This is a genomic window from Streptomyces blastmyceticus (assembly GCF_039521185.1).
GTDB lineage: Bacteria > Actinomycetota > Actinomycetes > Streptomycetales > Streptomycetaceae > Streptomyces > Streptomyces blastmyceticus.
On sequence record NZ_BAAABW010000016.1, the window covers coordinates 306,157 to 321,532 of the forward strand.

A 15,376-nucleotide genomic window follows, 5' to 3' on the forward strand; every position below is an offset into this window, starting at 1 on the left:
CCGGCGCCCGGCGCCTGTTCCGGCTCCGAAGACCTTACGAGATCGACACGAACTCGATGCACATCAACCGGAGTCGGGCGTCTTATTTGTCAGAGCCGTGCCGTAAGAAAGAACAGCACGGCGAGGTCCGCACTGCGGACGGGAGGAGGTGGCGGGGTGAGCATCCCCGAGCCCATGGACGACCCCTGGGCGGACGCCGGCCCCGGCGACCGGCTCCCCGTCTCCCGCCCCCGCCGAGGCGACGGCCAGACCCGTGGTGAGCGTCACGACCGCGGTGGCGACGACGGCGGTTCCTGGGACCGGGGCGGATCCTCCCAGGGGGCGCAGGGCTTCGAGCGCGTTCCCCCGCAGGACCTCGACGCCGAGCAGTCCGTGCTCGGCGGCATGCTGCTCTCCAAGGACGCCATCGCCGATGTCGTCGAGGTGCTCAAGGGCATCGACTTCTACCGCCCGGCGCACGAGACGATCTTCCAGGCCGTTCTCGACCTCTACGCCAAGGGCGAGCCCGCCGACCCGATCACCGTGGCCGCGGAGCTCACCAAGCGCGGCGAGATCACCCGCGTCGGCGGTGCCGCGTATCTCCACACCCTGGTCCAGTCCGTCCCCACCGCGGCCAACGCGGAGTACTACGCCGAGATCGTCCACGAGCGCGCCGTGCTGCGCCGGCTGGTCGAGGCGGGCACGCGCATCACGCAGATGGGATACGCGGCCGACGGCGACGTCGACGACATCGTCAACAACGCCCAGGCGGAGATCTACGCCGTCACCGAGCAGCGCACCAGCGAGGACTACCTGCCGCTCGGCGACATCATGGAGGGCGCGCTCGACGAGATCGAGGCCATCGGCTCGCGCAGCGGCCAGATGTCCGGCGTCCCCACCGGCTTCACCGACCTCGACGCGCTGACCAACGGCCTGCACCCCGGCCAGATGATCGTCATCGCCGCCCGTCCCGCCATGGGCAAGTCGACCCTCGCGCTGGACTTCGCCCGCGCCTGCTCGATCAAGCACAACATGCCGAGCGTGATCTTCTCGCTCGAAATGGGCCGCAACGAGATCGCGATGCGCCTGCTGTCCGCCGAGGCGCGGGTGGCGCTGCACCACATGCGTTCCGGTTCCATGACCGACGAGGACTGGACGCGCCTGGCCCGCCGGATGCCCGACGTGTCGGCCGCGCCGCTCTTCATCGACGACTCCCCGAACCTGTCGATGATGGAGATCCGTGCCAAGTGCCGCCGCCTCAAGCAGCGCGCCGACATCAAGCTCGTGATCATCGACTATCTCCAGCTGATGCAGTCCGGCGGCGCCAAGCGCGCCGAGAGCCGCCAGCAGGAGGTCTCGGACATGTCCCGAAACCTCAAGCTGCTGGCCAAGGAGCTCGAACTGCCGGTCATCGCGCTGTCCCAGCTGAACCGTGGCCCCGAGCAGCGCACGGACAAGAAGCCGATGGTCTCCGACCTCCGTGAGTCCGGCTCCATCGAGCAGGACGCCGACATGGTCATCCTGCTGCACCGCGAGGACGCGTACGAGAAGGAGTCGCCCCGCGCGGGCGAGGCCGACATCATCGTCGGCAAGCACCGAAACGGCCCGACGGCCACGATCACGGTGGCCTTCCAGGGCCACTACTCCCGCTTTGTCGACATGGCCCAGACGTGACGCGCGGGCTGTAGGTCACGGAGGCCGCCGTCTCATTCGGGCGCGATCCACGGGAGTTCGGGCGCGAGGTCCTGGCGGAGGCGGCGCAGGGGGCGGGCGCCGACCAGGGAGCGCACCGGGGCTCCGGCGCGAAAGAGCAGGAGCGTCGGCATGGACAGGACGCCGTATGCCGCCTGCGTCCGCGGGTTGTCGTCCACGTCGAGCTGAACGATCTTGATGCGGCCCGCCTCCTGCCGGGCCAGCTCGGCGAGGACGGGCGCGATCATGCGGCAGGGAGCGCACCAGGCCGCGGTGAAGTCGACGAGTACGGGCAGCTCCGAGGCGAGTACCTCGGCTGCGAACGTGGCGTCGGTGACGGCGGGGATGTGTGTGGTGGACAGGGCACCTGTGCCGGTCGTCATGGTGTGCCGGTCTCCTCTTCGGTGTCGGGCGGGGTGAGCGCGCAGAGCGGGGGCGGGCCTCCCGGGACGTCCGCGGCGGCCTTCAGCGCGGCGGTCTCCCGTTCGGCGCGGGCGAGTTGGGCGCCGACCTCCGCCCGTACGCGCCGCAGGTGCCCGATACAGTCGTCGAGCTCCGCCAGCTTGCGGCGGTAGACCTCCAGCGAGGCCGGGCAGGAGTCGCCCGCCGGGTGGCCCGCGCGCAGACAGTCGACGAACGGACGGGTCTCCTCCAGGCCGAACCCGAAGTCCTGGAGGACCCGGATCTGCCGTAGCAGGCGCAGGTCGTCCTCGTCGTACGTGCGGTAGCCGTTGCCGGTGCGGCGGGCGGGCAGGAGCCCCAGCGACTCGTAGTGCCGCAGGGTGCGAGTGGTGGTGCCCGCCTGTTGGGCCAGTTCCCCGATGCGCATGAACACGACCGTAGACGTTGACGTGGACGTCAAGGCCAGGCCGCGGCGTGGCCCGTTTGGCTAGGGTGTGGACATGACCGCATCGTACGAAGTGTCCATGGATGGTACCCAGTTCACCGAGTTGCTCCCCGCCACCCGGCGGGCCCTGCTGCACCGCGTCGCCACCGCGCAGTCGGAGGGACGCACGCCCTCCTTGGTGGGAGCGGTGATGCGGGAGGGGCGGATGGTGTGGTCGGCGGGGCGGGGGGAGATCGCCGGGGCGGTGCCCGGACCCGATACGCAGTACCGCGTCGGCTCGATCACCAAGACCCTGGTCGCGGTCCTGGTCATGCGGCTGTACGAGGAGGGGCGCATCGATCTCGACGCCCCGCTCGACACCTACTTCGACACCCCGGAGGCCGGCGGGGCCACCGTCGCGCAGCTTCTCTCCCACACCTCCGGGCTGGCAGCGGAGGCGCGCGGACCCTGGTGGGAGCGCACGGAAGGCGCGTTGCGCCCCGAGCTCGCCGACATCTTCGGTGAGCGCCCCCAGCGGCACCCGGCCGGCCGGCTCTACCACTACTCCAACCCGGGTTACGCGCTGCTCGGCGCGCTCGTGGAGCGGCTGCGCGGGGAGCCCTGGGGGGAGGCGCTGCGCCGCGAGGTGCTGGCGCCGCTCGGCATGGACCGTACGACGCTCGCGCCCGAGGAGCCGTGCGCGGAGGGCTGGGCCGTGCACCCCTGGGCGGACGCGCTCCTTCCGGAACCGGCGGTGGACACCGGGCGGATGGCACCCGCCGGGCAGGTGTGGTCGACGGCGGCGGACCTGTGCAGATTCGCCGCGTTCCTGCTGGACGGTGACGAGCGCGTGCTCGGCCCGGAGGCCGTCGCGAGGATGCGGGTGCCGGAGTCGGGGCCGCAGGATCCGGGCTGGACGTCCGGCTACGGCCTCGGCCTGCAGCTGACCCGCCGCAACGGCCGCACGCTGATCGGTCACACGGGATCGCTGCCCGGCTTCGTGGCGACGCTGTGGGCGAGCCCGGAGGAGGCGCTGGCCGGGGTCGTCCTGGCGAACCGCACCTCCTGCCCGGTGGTCGATCCCGCGGCCGCGGACCTGGTGGACGCGGTCGTGAGCCGCGAGCCGCGGATCCCCCGGCCCTGGCGCCCGCTGGGCGAGGTGGACAGCGCGCTGCTCGAGCTGACCGGGCCCTGGTACTGGGGCGCCGCGCCGTTCGCCCTGCGCCTGTGCGCCGGGCGGGGGCTGGAGCTGACCCCGCTGTCCGGTACGGGCCGCAGTTCGCGCTTCCGCGCGGAGGACGACGGCACCTGGACCGGGCTCGACGCGTACTACGCGGGGGAGACGCTGACGGTCGTGCGGAGCGCGGAGGGCGCGGTCAGCCACCTCGACGTCGGCACCTTCGTGCTCACCCGCGAACCGTACGAGCAGGGCGACGCGGTGCCCGGCGGGGTCGGGAAGGCCGGCTGGCGGTAGGGCAGGTACGCGGCGCGCGGCGCGGACGTAGGGTCGGGGAGAGATTGGCGGGCGCCGGTACGCGGCGCGATACCACCCTGGAAGGCCACCGTGACTGCGAACACCGCACCGGTCCTGCTCGACCTCGAACCGCTCGGCGCCGCGCACTTCGCGCGCATCGAGGACAAGGTCGCCGCACTGATGCGCACGCGCGAGAGCGTCGTCGCGATGCAGGGGGAGGCGCTGCTGCCCCTGGAGGCGTGCATCCGCTCCGCCGTGCGCCCCGGCAGCACCGCGCTGAACATCATCACGGGCCCGTACGGGGAGACGTTCGGCGGCTGGCTGCGCTCCTGCGGCGCCGAGGTGGTCACGGTGACGGCGCCGTTCAGCGGCGCGGTCGGCCCGGAGCAGGTGGCCGAGGCGCTGCGCGCGCACCCGGAGATCGACTTCGTCAGCCTGGTGCACGCCGAGGCGGCCACCGGCAACACCAACCCGGTCGCCGAGATCGGGGCCGTCGTGCGGGAGCACGGCGCCCTGCTGATGCTGGACGCGGTGGCGTCCGTCGCCGCGGAGCCGCTGCTCACGGACGAGTGGGGCGTCGACCTGTGCGTCATCGGCGGGCAGAAGGCGATGGCGGGCCCGGCGGGTGTGTCGGCCGTGTCGGTCAGCGCCCGCGCGTGGGAGCGGATCGCCGCCAACGAGCGGGCCCCGCGCCGCTCCTACCTCTCGCTCCTGGACTGGAAGGAGCGCTGGATCGACGGGGGGCGTACGGCGCTTCCGCACGCCCCCGCGCAGTTGGAGATGCTCGCCCTGGAGCAGGCGGTGGACCGGATCGAAGCGGCCGGCCTGGACGCCGTGATCGCCCGGCACCGGGCCGCCGCCGCGGCCACCCGCGCGGGCGTGCGGGCGCTGGGCGCCCTCTCCCCGTACGTCACGCGTGACGAGGACGCCGCCCCCGCCGCGACGACCCTGCGCGCCCCCGACGGCGTCGACGCCCGGGAGATTGTCGCGGCGGCACTGGCCGCCGACCCGGCCGTGCCCGTGCAGGCGGCGGCCGGGACGCTCGCCAAGGAGATGATCCGCGTGAACCACTACGGGCTCGCCGCGGACCGCGCCGTCGTCCTGGCCTCCCTCTCGGCGCTCGCCGCCGGGCTGCGGGCGCTGGACATCACGGCCGGTGGCGGGACGGACGAGGCGCTGGAGGCCGCGGGCGCTGCCTGGGACGCGGTGTCGGCGGGCTGACACCCCGGGGCCACAAGGGCCGCTGTCGGTGCGTTATGCACCGACAGCGGCCCTTTTTTATGTTTTCGTCCTGTTCTGGTCGCTGCCGCACCTCGCTCATCTGCCCGGATAGAATCGGAACACCCGGCCCGTTTCGGTTTTCCGCCCCTCCGGAGGTTTCCCGCATGTCGCGACGCTGGAACACGGCGGCGCAGCTGCCCGCCCCGGCGGCCCTCCGTGCGGATGCCCGCCGCAACAGGGCACTCATCCTCGACGCGGCGCGATCCGCCTTCGAGGAACGGGGGTTGGGGGTTCCGCTGGGGGAGATCGCGCGCCGCGCGGGCGTCGGCACGGGCACGGTCCACCGCCATTTCCCTTCCAAGGAAGCGCTGTTCAGGGCCACGGTCGTGGACCGGATACGGCTTTTCACCGATACGGCACGGGAGTTGGCGGAGGCCGACGACCCCGGGGCGGTGTTCTTCCGCTACCTGGCGGCGGTGGTGCGGCTCTCGGCGCGGAACAGAGCGCTCCTGGACGCGCTGGAGGCGAGCGCCGAGGGTCTTTTCGAGCCGACCCCGGGCGTGGAGAAGGGCTTCCGGGAGGCGCTGGACGTACTGCTGACGCGTGCTCAGAAGGCAGGCGCCGTAAGGAAGGACGTCGAGGTTGAGGACGTCGTCACGCTGCTCTTCGGGTGCCTGTCCATGGAGCGGCGGCGGGGGCCGGCGGGGGCGCCCGGCAGGATGACGGCGCTGATGTGCGACAGCCTCCGGCCGAGCCGGAACGTAACGAAACTGCCCGCCATCCCGGTTTCGCGTGACGAAACGGCCTGTGCGGTGTGCGGGGGGCCGGTGGCGGCGGCCCGTACGGGGCGGCGGGCGCGGTACTGCGGTGGGGCGTGCCGGCAGAAGGCGCATCGCTCGCGTACGCGGTAGCTCCCGCTCCGAGGGTCTCCCCTTGGTCGGGGCGGGGGGAAGCCCCGTCACCCCACCGGAGCCACTGACTCCACAGCCGCCACCAGCGGCGCCAGTTCCGCGCGCTTGGACGCCTCGTCCAGTGCCTCCCGCAGTGCCGTGTCGTTCGTCGGCCGCGCCTCCGCGAGCAGCGCCAGCCCGGCCTCCGTCACGTCCGTGTAGATGCCCCGGCGATCCGTGAGACAGAGGTAGCGCGTCAGCAGGCCGCGGTCCTCCAGGCGGTTGACCAGGCGGGTCGTCGCGCTCTGGCTGAGGACGACGGAGTCGGCGACCTCGTTCATGCGCAGGTGGCCGCCCTCGCCGTTGTGCTGGCGGCTGAGCACGTCGAGTACGCCGAACTCGCGCACGCTCAGGTCGTGCCGGGACTGCAGGGCGCGCTCGATGTGGGCCTCGATCCGGCCGTGGAGCGCGGAGAGCGCGCACCAGCCCTGTGCCAGTCCGAGCAGAGCGGGATCCGGGGTGCGGGACATGGGGCGGGCCCTCCTTCGCATGCGGAGTCTTCGTGACGGGCGCCACGTACTGGGAGCACGTACAGGACGTACATGCCGTACGCCCCAGGGCCCGTACGGACAGGATAGCCCTCCGGCGCAATAGCCCGCGCTTGCAAGTAACCCGCGTCTGCAATTATTGTTCACGCTCGTAAGGCTCGCCTGCAATCAGTCTGCGCGGCCGCTCCCACCCCCTCGCTGAAGGACCCGTCATGCCTCTCGCCCTGCTGGCGCTCGCCATCGGCGCCTTCGGGATCGGCACCACCGAATTCGTGACCTCCGGGCTGCTCCCCGAGATCGCGGACGAGTTCGGCGTGTCCATCCCCACCGCCGGATACCTGACCACCGGCTATGCGCTCGGCGTCGTCGTGGGCGCCCCGATCCTCGCGATCATCGGCAGCCGCGTGCCGCGCAAGCGGATGCTGATGGCCCTGATGGGGCTGTTCATCGCGGGCAACGCGCTCTCCGCCGCCTCCCCCGTCTTCGCCCTGATGCTCGCCGGGCGCATCGTCGCGTCGCTCGCGCACGGCGCGTTCTTCGGCATCGGCGCGATCGTCGCCGCCGGGCTCGTCGCCCCGCAGAAGAAGGCGGGCGCGATCGCGATGATGTTCACCGGCCTGACCGTGGCCAATGTGGTCGGTGTGCCGCTGGGCACCGTGGTCGGCCAGAACGCGGGCTGGCGCCTCACCTTCTTCCTCATCGCCGGGCTCGGCGTGCTCGCGGTGCTCGGCATCGCCGCGCTCGTGCCCCGGCTGCCCGGGGAGCCGCGCGCCGAGCGGTCGCGCGTCGGCGGCGAACTCGCCGCCTTCCGCAACCCCCAGGTCCTGCTCGCCATGGGGATGACCGTGCTCGGCTTCGGCGGCGTCTTCACCATGAACACCTACCTCGCGCCGATGATGACCGACGTCACGGGCTACGCGCCGTCCTCCGTGACCTGGCTGCTCGTCCTCTTCGGCCTCGGCATGGTCGTCGGCAACCTCGTCGGCGGGCGGTACGCGGACCGGGCGCTGATGCCCCTGCTGTACGTCTCCCTGAGCGCGCTCGCGATCGTGCTCGCGCTGATGCCGTTCGCCGCGCACAGCAAGGTCGCCGCCGCCGTCGCCATCCCCCTGATCGGGGCCTTCGGCTTCGCGTCCGTACCCCCGCTGCAGAAGCGCGTACTCGACCAGACCGCCGACGCGCCGACCCTCGCCTCCGCCGTCAACATCGGCGCCTTCAACCTGGGCAACGCCATCGCCGCCTGGCTCGGCGGGCTCGTCATCGCGGCGGGCTTCGACTACGCCGCCCCCACCTGGGTCGGCGCCGCGATGGCCGCCTCCGCGCTCGCCCTGGCCGTGCTCTCCGCGGCCCTGGAGCGGCGCACGGGCGGGGGCGGCAGCCGGATCGCGGCGCGGTCCGCCGCACCGTCCTCCCTCACCACCGAAGCACCGTACGCATCCCACTAGGAGCACCACGTCATGACCGACACCACTTCCACCCCCGTCCTCCCGCTCACCACGGACGAAGCGGAGGCCCTGATGGCCGCCGCCCGCCGTGCCGCCGACGAGCAGGGCGTACGGATCGCCGTCACCGTCCTCGACGCGGGCGGCCACCTGCTGGCCTTCCGCCGCGACGACCGGGCGGTGCTGATCGCGGGGGAGACGAGCACCCGCAAGGCGTTCACCGCGGTGCAGCTGGACGCGCCGACCGCCGACCTGGTCGAGGCGGTGCAGCCGGGCGGGCTCTTCCACACGCTGCCGACCGCGCTCGACCGGCCGCTGCTCTTCATCGCCGGCGGGGTGCCCCTGCACCGTGCCGGGCGGCTGATCGGGGCGATCGGTGTGGGCGGCGGTGCGCCCGACCAGGACCACGGCATCGCGACCGCCGCGATCGCGACGGTCCTGGGCGGCTGACCGGAGCGCCGGGGCTCCTGCCGGGGCCCCGGCCCGCGCTCGATCAAGGACACGGCGGGGGTGCGTGACATAGCCCTCTTCAAAGGTTGCGTAATCACGCAACCTTTTCCCGTACCGTTCCCCTCCTTGAAGTAGGAGAAGTGCGGTCGCCCGTCGAAAGAGGCGGGGACCGTCCGAGCCGAGGGGGACGCGATGAGCGCTGGGGCAAGGGCCTCGGCCCGCACGGCGCGCAGCCGGAACGCGGAGTTGCTGCTGCTGGGTGCGGCGGTGCTGCTGACGTTGTTCGGCTATGCCTCGGTGGGCCTGGCCACGGCCGGTGAGCTGCCCGGTGAGCTGCTCGGCTACGCCGTCGGCCTGGTGGCCGCCGCCGCGCTGGCGCACTTCGCGGTGCGCCGCTTCGCCCCGCACGCCGATCCGCTGATCCTGCCGCTCGCCTTCGCGCTGAGCGGCCTGGGACTGGTGCTGATCCACCGGCTCGACATCTCGTACGCCATTCGCTACCACTCGCCGCCGGCCGCGTCGAACCAGGTGATGTGGAGCGCCATCGGACTGGCCGTCCTGCTGGCCGTGCTGGTGTTCCTGAAGGATCACCGCCACCTCCAGCGGTACGCGTACGTCACCGTCTTCGCCGCCCTGGTGCTGCTGATGGCGCCGGCGTTCTTCCCCGGCGACTCCTACGGCGCGAAGCGGTGGATCCGGCTGGGGGCGCTGTCCTTCCAGCCCGGCGAGTTCGTCAGGATCGCCATCGCGGTGTTCTTCGCCGGGTACCTCACCATGCACAAGGACGCGCTCGCGCTGGCCAGCAGGCGGGTGCTGGGCTTCTATCTGCCCCGCGGGCGCCAGTTCGGGCCGATCGCCGCGGTGTGGGTGCTGAGCCTGCTCGTGCTGATCTTCGAGCGGGACCTCGGCACGTCGCTGATCTTCTTCGGGCTGTTCGTCATCATGCTCTACGCCGCGACCGAGCGGCCCAGCTGGGTGGTGTCGGGCATGGGCATGTTCGCCGTCGGAGCGTTCGTCGTGGGCTCCATGGAGCCGCACGTGCACGGGCGCATCGTCGCCTGGCTGCACCCCATGGACTACTACCTCCCGCACCCGCCGGCCGGCCTCACCTCCCCGCAGGCGGCGGAGGCGCTGTTCAGCTTCGGCAGCGGGGGCGTCCTCGGCACCGGACTCGGACGCGGCCACTCCGATCTCATCGGCTTCGCCGGGCGCAGCGACTTCATCCTCACCACCGTCGGCGAGGAGCTGGGGCTCGCGGGCATGATGGCCGTGTTCCTGCTGTACGCGCTGCTGATCGAGCGTGGTCTGCGGACGGCGCTGGACGCGCGGGACCCCTTCGGCAAGCTCCTGGCGACCGGACTCGCCGGTGCGCTGGCCCTCCAGGTCTTCGTGGTCGCGGGAGGCGTCACCGGGCTGCTGCCGCTGACCGGCAAGGCCCTGCCGTTCCTCGCCGCGGGCGGTTCCTCGCAGGTGGCGAACTGGGTGCTCATCGCCGTGCTCCTGAAGATCAGCGACTCGGCGCGCAGGCCGCCGCCCGAGCCCGCCGCCGACGTCGACGAGCAGGCGACCCAGCTGATCAGGCGCTGAGGCGGCCGGGCCGCCTACCCTCGGACACCGTGACCAGACTGCATCTGTTCGATATGGACGGGACCCTGATACGCGGGTCCGCGGCGGCTGTCGAGATATCCCGGCAGCTCGGCCTGGAACGCGAGACCGGCGAGCTGGAGCGGGCCTTCGCCGCCCGGGAGCTGACCCCTCCGCGCTTCGCCGCCCTGGCGTGCGAGCTGTGGAGCGGGCTCACCGAGGAGCACATCGCCGCCGCCTTCGACGGCGCGCCCTGGATGGAGGGCATCCGGGAGGTGTGGGCGGACATCCGGGCCCGTGGCGAGCGCTGCGCGGTGATCTCGCTGTCGCCGGGCTTCTTCGTGGAGCGCCTGCTGGACTGGGGCGCGGACACCGCCCACGGCTCCCGCTGGCCGGCGGTCCCCTTCCGCGACCCCGTCGACCCGGCGGCGATCCTCGACGCGCACGCGAAGGTGCGGATCGCGGACGAGCTCTGCGCGGAGTACGGGCTGGGCCGGGCGGACTGCGTGGCGTACGGCGACTCGATGTCGGACGCGGAGCTGTTCGCGGCCGTGCCGGTGTCGGTCGCGGTGAACGCGGACCACCACGTACGCGACGTGGCCGCGCACGCGTACACGGGCACGGACCTCAGGGCGGCCTACGAACTGGTGCGCTGAGCCCCGGGTGGCGGCCGGAAGCGGGTCAGCCTAGCCTCAACCGCCCGATCCCCACCGGGAGTTCCCGCTATTTCCCCGGAGCTCCACAAGAAGGTGGCATGCTGCGCGGACGGCACCTTCCGGCTCGGTCGGAAGGGGGAGGACCGACCGAGACATGTTCGAGGCGAGACGATGAGGGACGCTCCGACCACCACGGCGGGAGACGGCGGCGACGCCAACGGGGGTGACCGGGGCTGGTTCACCCGGCCCGTCCCCGGGAGGCGGGCGGGCGGCAGCCCTCCGGGCGACCGCGGCGCCGGCCCCCCGGAGAGACCGGACGGCCCGCCACCCGAGCGGCCCGCCGTGCGCGCCGCGAAGTGGGTGCCCGTGCGGGCCGTGGCCCCGGCCCGGGCGCCCGCGGACCGCCCCCCGGCCGACCCCGTGCGCCGCCACTACGCGAGCCCGGAGGAACGCCCGGCGGGCCACCCGCACCGCCCGGACGACCATCCCTCCCGCCAAGTCGGCACCGAATTACCCCGGCTCCCGTACCGGGCAAGCCCGCAGGGCGAGCACCAGCGCCCTGCCGAGCTTCCCCCGGATCGCCCCACCCGGCCGGCACCGCCCGCCGAGCCCGCCGCCGCGGCCGGGCAACCACCCTCCGCCGACGCCCTGTTGATCCGGCGGACCCTGACCGGGATCGAGCCCGTCGCCGACAAGGTCACCTCGTACTTCTACGCATTGCTGTTCGTGCGCCACCCCGATCTGCGGGCCCTCTTCCCCGCCGCGATGGACCTCCAGCGCGACCGGCTGTTCAAGGCGCTGCTGACCGCCGCGCGACACGCGGACGACGCCCCCACGCTCACCGCCTACCTCTCCCGGCTCGGGCGCGGACACCGCAAGTACGGGACGCTGCCCACGCATTACCCCGCTGTCGGCGAGTGTCTGATCGCCTCCCTCACCCGCTTTGCGGGGGACTCCTGGAGCGAGGCGGCCGAGGCCGCCTGGGTGCGGGTCTACACCGCGATCTCACAGATCATGATCGACGCGGCCGCCGAGGACGAGGCGCGCTCCCCCGCCTGGTGGCAGGCCGAGATCATCGGCCATGAGCTGCGCACGCCGGACGTCGCCGTCGTGACCGTACGGCCCGATCAGCCCTATCCCTTCCTCGCCGGGCAGTACACCAGCCTGGAAACCCCCTGGTGGCCGCGCATATGGCGGCACTACTCCTTCTCCGCCGCGCCCCGCCAGGACGGGCTGCTCTCCTTCCACGTCAAGGCCGTTCCGGCCGGGTGGGTTTCCGGTGCGCTCGTCCATCGCGCCCGCCCGGGCGACGTCCTGCGACTCGGTCCCCCCACCGGTTCCATGATTGTGGACCACACCACTGACAACGGCCTGTTGTGCCTGGGTGGCGGCACCGGCATCGCGCCCATCAAGGCGCTGGTCGAGGACGTCGCCGAGCACGGCAGGCGCCGTCCCGTCGAGGTCTTCTACGGCGCCCGGCACGACGACGGCCTCTACGACATCGACACCATGCTGCGGTTGCAGCGCTCGCACCCCTGGCTGTCCGTCCGCCCCGTCGTCGCCGAGGGACCGACCCGCGGTCTGGTCGGGCAACTGCCGCACATCGTCCGGCAGTACGGCCCGTGGAACGCCTATGACGCGTATCTCTCCGGGCCCCCGGGGATGATCCGCAGCGGTGTGGACACCCTGAAGCGCATCGGTGTGCCGTTGGACCGCATACGGCACGACGCGATCGACGAGCCGAGGGGCACGCCCACGGACTGACGCTCCTGTCGGCCGGTTGGTGGTCGGCGGCCTCAGCCGAGGTCGTCAGCCAGGAGCGCCCGCACGCCCTCGATGTTCGCGTCGAGATACGCGCGCAGGGACGGCGGCACCAGCACGACGGAGGCGATGCCGGCGCGGGTGAAGGGGATGCGCACGACCTCGTACGTCCCGCACGGCTCGTCCACCTCGGGGCCGTGGCGCAGCGCGAGGTCCATGGAGGCGAGCCGGCAGACGAAGAAGTGCTGCACCTTGACGCCGTGGGCGGCGTGATGGGTGGAGTGGGTGACGGTGTCGACGAAGGCGGGGACGACGTCGACGACCTTGGCGCCGAGCTCCTCGTCGACCTCGCGGTGGAGGGCGGCGACGACGGTGGAGTCCTCGGGCTCCATGCCGCCGCCCGGCGTGATCCAGTACGGCTCCTCGCCGGGCTTGGTGCGCTTGATGAGGATCATTTCGGGATCGGAGCCGTCGGCGGACCCCGGTGCGGTGCTGTCGAGCAGGATGGCACGTGCGGTGCGCTTGACCACTGGACGTTCGGTCATAGGGGACATCTGCCGCGTGAATGCCCTGGTGAAACTCTTCCGTGCGGGCCTTTCTCACCAGGAGACGGCAGCGCGCAGCAGCCACTCGTGTGCGCGGGCGAGGTGCGGGTGGGCGAGGCTGCCGGTGCGTACGACCAGGAAATAGGTGCGCAGCGGGGGGACGGGCGGGTCGAGGAGTGCCACGATCTCCCCGGTGTCGAGGGCGTCGGAGCAGAGGTAGCGGGGCAGCACGCCGAGCCCGGCCCCGGCGGCCACGCAGGTGAGGACGGCGCGCAGGTCGGGGGCGATGACGCTGCCGTTGGTGACGGGCTCGGCGTCGAAGACGGCCGTCCAGTAGCGGGTGACGAGCGGCAGGCTCTCGTGGACCTCGACGACGGGCAGGTGCTCCAGGGCCGGGGCGCCCTTGTCGCGCAGGACGGCCGCGCCGCCGAGGCGGGCCGCCCAGCGCGGGGCGGCGACGAGGACGTGTTCCTCGTCGCAGAGCGGGGTGGCGGTCAGCAGGCGCCCGCGGGGGCGCGAGGTGGTGATGGCGAGCTCGTGGTGGCCCGCGGCGAGCCCCTCGAAGAGCTCCTCGGCCGTCCCGTGCGCGGCGCGGACCGCGAGCCCCTGGGTGATGAGCGGGGTGAGCGCGGGCAGGGCGCGCAGGGCCAGGAACTCGGGCGGTCCCGCGAGGTGCAGCGTGCTGCTGGCGGACGGGTCGTCCAGCCCGCCGGCCTCGGCGATCTCCAGGAGGGCGTCGACGTGGGGCGCGACCTTGTGGGCGAGTTCGTCGCCGATGCCGGTGGGGGTGACGCCGCGCGCCTGCCGGAGGAAGAGGGGGCGGCCCAGCTGTTTCTCCAGTGCCCTTATCTGGCTGGTGACGGCCGGCTGGGAGAGCCCGAGGAGGGCGGCGGCCCGGGTGAAGGAACCGGCCCGGTGCACCGTGACGAATGTGCGTAGCAGGGTCAGGTCCATGCTGGCTCCCCTGGGCCGAGGCACTCGCTCGTACGGGAACTATAAATAAGTCGATAGGGCTGTGTCGTCGGAGTGATTGGACACTGACGCAGAGTCAACTAGCCTTGGTCGCGCGGCTGGTCGTGTGTTCTCCGGTCCGCCGCGGCGGCTCAAGCCAAGAGGGGGGAGGCTTGAGCCGTCTTCTTGCGCGCGGTCAACGCGCCTTCTCCCCGGCTTCGTTCAAGGCGGACAGCACGTCGCCCACGAGGTCTTCCGTGTCCTCCACCCCCACGGAGAAGCGGATGAAACCTTCCTGCACCGCGTCGCCGCCCCAGCGTCCGCGGCGCTCGGCCGTCGAGCGGACGCCGCCGAAGCTCGTGGCTTCGTCGACAAGGCGCAGGGCGGTGAGGAAACGTTCCGCGTGGGCGCGGTCCGGGAGGGTGAAGGAGACGACGCAGCCGAAGCGCCCGCCGTGCATCTGGCGCGCGGCGAGCTCGTGCGCGGGGTCCGTGGGCAGGCCGGGGTGGCGCAGGCCGGTGACCTCGGGGCGGTCGCGCAGGGCCTCGGCCAGGGCGAGAGCGGTCGCCGCCTGCCGGTCCACCCGCAACTGGAGGGTGGCGAGGGAGCGGTGCGCCAGCCAGGCCTCCATGGGGCCGGGGATCGCTCCGGTGACCTTGCGCCACGCCCGTACGCCCGCCGCGAGCTCCGGGTCGAGCGTGGCGACATAGCCCAGGAGGACGTCGCCGTGGCCGGTGAGGGCCTTGGTGCCGCTCGCCACGGAGAAGTCGGCGCCCAGCTCCAGGGGGCGCTGGGCGAGCGGGGTGGCGAGGGTGTTGTCGACGGCGACGAGCGCGCCCTCGCGGTGCGCGGCCGTTGCGAGGCGGCGGATGTCGCACACGTCGAGACCGGGGTTGGACGGGGTCTCGATCCACAGCAGCCGCGCGCCCTCCAGCGCGGCCAGTTGGGCGTCGCCCGCGGTCGGCGCGGTCCGCACGACGATGCCGAAGCCCTCCAGGCGCTCCCGCAGGGCGGGCAGCAGCTGATAGCCGTCGCTGGGCAGCACGGCGGTGTCGCCGGGGCGCAGCCGTGACAGGAGCACGGCCGAGATCGCGGCCATGCCGGAGGGGAAGACCACGGTCTCGGCCCCGGCGGCGGCCCCGGGGGCCTCCAGCGCGCCGATGGCCTCTTCCAGGGCGGTCCAGGTGGGGTTGGCCTCGCGGCCGTAGGTGTACGGCCCGGAGACCTCGCCCGGCAGGTGGAAGTGGGCGGCGAAGGCGGGTCCGCGGAGCGCCGGCTCGTTCGCCCGCGGCTCCGGCAGACCTGCCCGTACGACCCGGGTCCCGTCGCCTGTCATCTGTGCTCCCTCCGGTGGTGC

At 72.7% G+C, this 15,376-nt stretch carries 15 protein-coding genes; 9 read left to right on the forward strand and 6 right to left on the reverse strand.

All coding sequences use genetic code 11. The features are described from left to right. Positions 1 to 156 precede the first annotated feature (156 nt). A complete protein-coding gene (gene dnaB / locus ABD269_RS15245; protein WP_301894080.1) occupies positions 157 to 1,653 on the forward strand; it encodes a replicative DNA helicase in 1,497 nt (498 codons plus the stop codon). Positions 1,654 to 1,685: 32 nt separating this feature from the next. On the opposite strand, the gene trxA is transcribed toward dnaB, so the two are convergent. Next, entirely contained in the window at positions 1,686 to 2,054 is a 369-nt protein-coding gene (trxA, locus tag ABD269_RS15250) for a thioredoxin (protein ID WP_344118315.1), read from the reverse strand. Then, positions 2,051 to 2,500 (reverse strand): MerR family transcriptional regulator, encoded by a 450-nt coding sequence (locus ABD269_RS15255; RefSeq protein ID WP_301894077.1) that lies wholly within the window; start codon positions 2,498 to 2,500, stop codon positions 2,051 to 2,053. Before ABD269_RS15255 ends, trxA begins: the two co-directional genes overlap by 4 nt. Positions 2,501 to 2,597: 97 nt before the next feature. On the opposite strand from ABD269_RS15255, the gene ABD269_RS15260 reads away from it, so the two are divergent. From ABD269_RS15260 to ABD269_RS15270, 3 genes are all read left to right on the forward strand, one after another. Beyond that, positions 2,598 to 3,971 (forward strand): serine hydrolase domain-containing protein, encoded by a 1,374-nt coding sequence (locus ABD269_RS15260; RefSeq protein WP_344118316.1) that lies wholly within the window; start codon positions 2,598 to 2,600, stop codon positions 3,969 to 3,971. A gap of 90 nt (positions 3,972 to 4,061) precedes the next feature. Then, positions 4,062 to 5,192: a pyridoxal-phosphate-dependent aminotransferase family protein gene (locus ABD269_RS15265; protein WP_344118317.1), complete on the forward strand. Its 1,131-nt coding sequence runs from the start codon at positions 4,062 to 4,064 to the stop codon at positions 5,190 to 5,192. A 164-nt stretch (positions 5,193 to 5,356) separates the two neighbouring features. Beyond that, positions 5,357 to 6,103 carry a TetR/AcrR family transcriptional regulator gene (locus tag ABD269_RS15270; protein WP_344118318.1) on the forward strand — a complete coding sequence of 249 codons (747 nt, stop codon included), beginning with the start codon at positions 5,357 to 5,359 and terminating at the stop codon, positions 6,101 to 6,103. Positions 6,104 to 6,150: 47 nt separating this feature from the next. Here the strand turns inward: ABD269_RS15270 and ABD269_RS15275 are convergent, their stop codons facing one another. Then, complete coding sequence (locus tag ABD269_RS15275; RefSeq protein ID WP_301894070.1) at positions 6,151 to 6,612, reverse strand: MarR family winged helix-turn-helix transcriptional regulator; 462 nt, start codon at positions 6,610 to 6,612, stop codon at positions 6,151 to 6,153. A 230-nt stretch (positions 6,613 to 6,842) separates the two neighbouring features. Between ABD269_RS15275 and ABD269_RS15280 the strand changes: the two genes are divergently transcribed. The 5 genes from ABD269_RS15280 to ABD269_RS15300 all read left to right on the forward strand — a co-directional run bounded on the left by ABD269_RS15280 (position 6,843) and on the right by ABD269_RS15300 (position 12,526). Continuing rightward, positions 6,843 to 8,075, forward strand: a complete 1,233-nt coding sequence (locus ABD269_RS15280) for an MFS transporter (RefSeq protein WP_344118319.1) — start codon at positions 6,843 to 6,845, stop codon at positions 8,073 to 8,075. A 12-nt stretch (positions 8,076 to 8,087) separates the two neighbouring features. Continuing rightward, positions 8,088 to 8,522, forward strand: coding sequence for a GlcG/HbpS family heme-binding protein (locus ABD269_RS15285; RefSeq protein ID WP_344118320.1), 435 nt, complete (start codon positions 8,088 to 8,090; stop codon positions 8,520 to 8,522). 192 nt (positions 8,523 to 8,714) lie between these two features. After that, complete coding sequence (locus ABD269_RS15290; RefSeq protein ID WP_301894065.1) at positions 8,715 to 10,109, forward strand: FtsW/RodA/SpoVE family cell cycle protein; 1,395 nt, start codon at positions 8,715 to 8,717, stop codon at positions 10,107 to 10,109. 29 nt (positions 10,110 to 10,138) lie between these two features. Then, the gene (locus ABD269_RS15295; protein WP_344118321.1) at positions 10,139 to 10,762 is read left to right on the forward strand and encodes an HAD family hydrolase; all 624 of its coding nucleotides are present in this window, start codon (positions 10,139 to 10,141) and stop codon (positions 10,760 to 10,762) included. Positions 10,763 to 10,933: 171 nt separating this feature from the next. Next, the gene (locus ABD269_RS15300; RefSeq protein WP_344118322.1) at positions 10,934 to 12,526 is read left to right on the forward strand and encodes a globin domain-containing protein; all 1,593 of its coding nucleotides are present in this window, start codon (positions 10,934 to 10,936) and stop codon (positions 12,524 to 12,526) included. Positions 12,527 to 12,558: 32 nt separating this feature from the next. Here ABD269_RS15300 and ABD269_RS15305 read toward each other — a convergent pair whose 3' ends face one another. The 3 genes from ABD269_RS15305 to ABD269_RS15315 form a co-directional block, all read right to left on the reverse strand. Beyond that, entirely contained in the window at positions 12,559 to 13,068 is a 510-nt protein-coding gene (locus tag ABD269_RS15305) for an NUDIX domain-containing protein (protein ID WP_344118323.1), read from the reverse strand. Between the two features lie 54 nt (positions 13,069 to 13,122). Beyond that, the gene (locus ABD269_RS15310) at positions 13,123 to 14,022 is read right to left on the reverse strand and encodes a LysR family transcriptional regulator (RefSeq protein ID WP_116212882.1); all 900 of its coding nucleotides are present in this window, start codon (positions 14,020 to 14,022) and stop codon (positions 13,123 to 13,125) included. A gap of 193 nt (positions 14,023 to 14,215) precedes the next feature. Further along, on the reverse strand, positions 14,216 to 15,355 hold the full coding sequence (locus ABD269_RS15315) for a cystathionine gamma-lyase (RefSeq protein WP_344118324.1): 1,140 nt from the start codon (positions 15,353 to 15,355) through the stop codon (positions 14,216 to 14,218). Between the last annotated feature and the right edge of the window lie 21 nt (positions 15,356 to 15,376).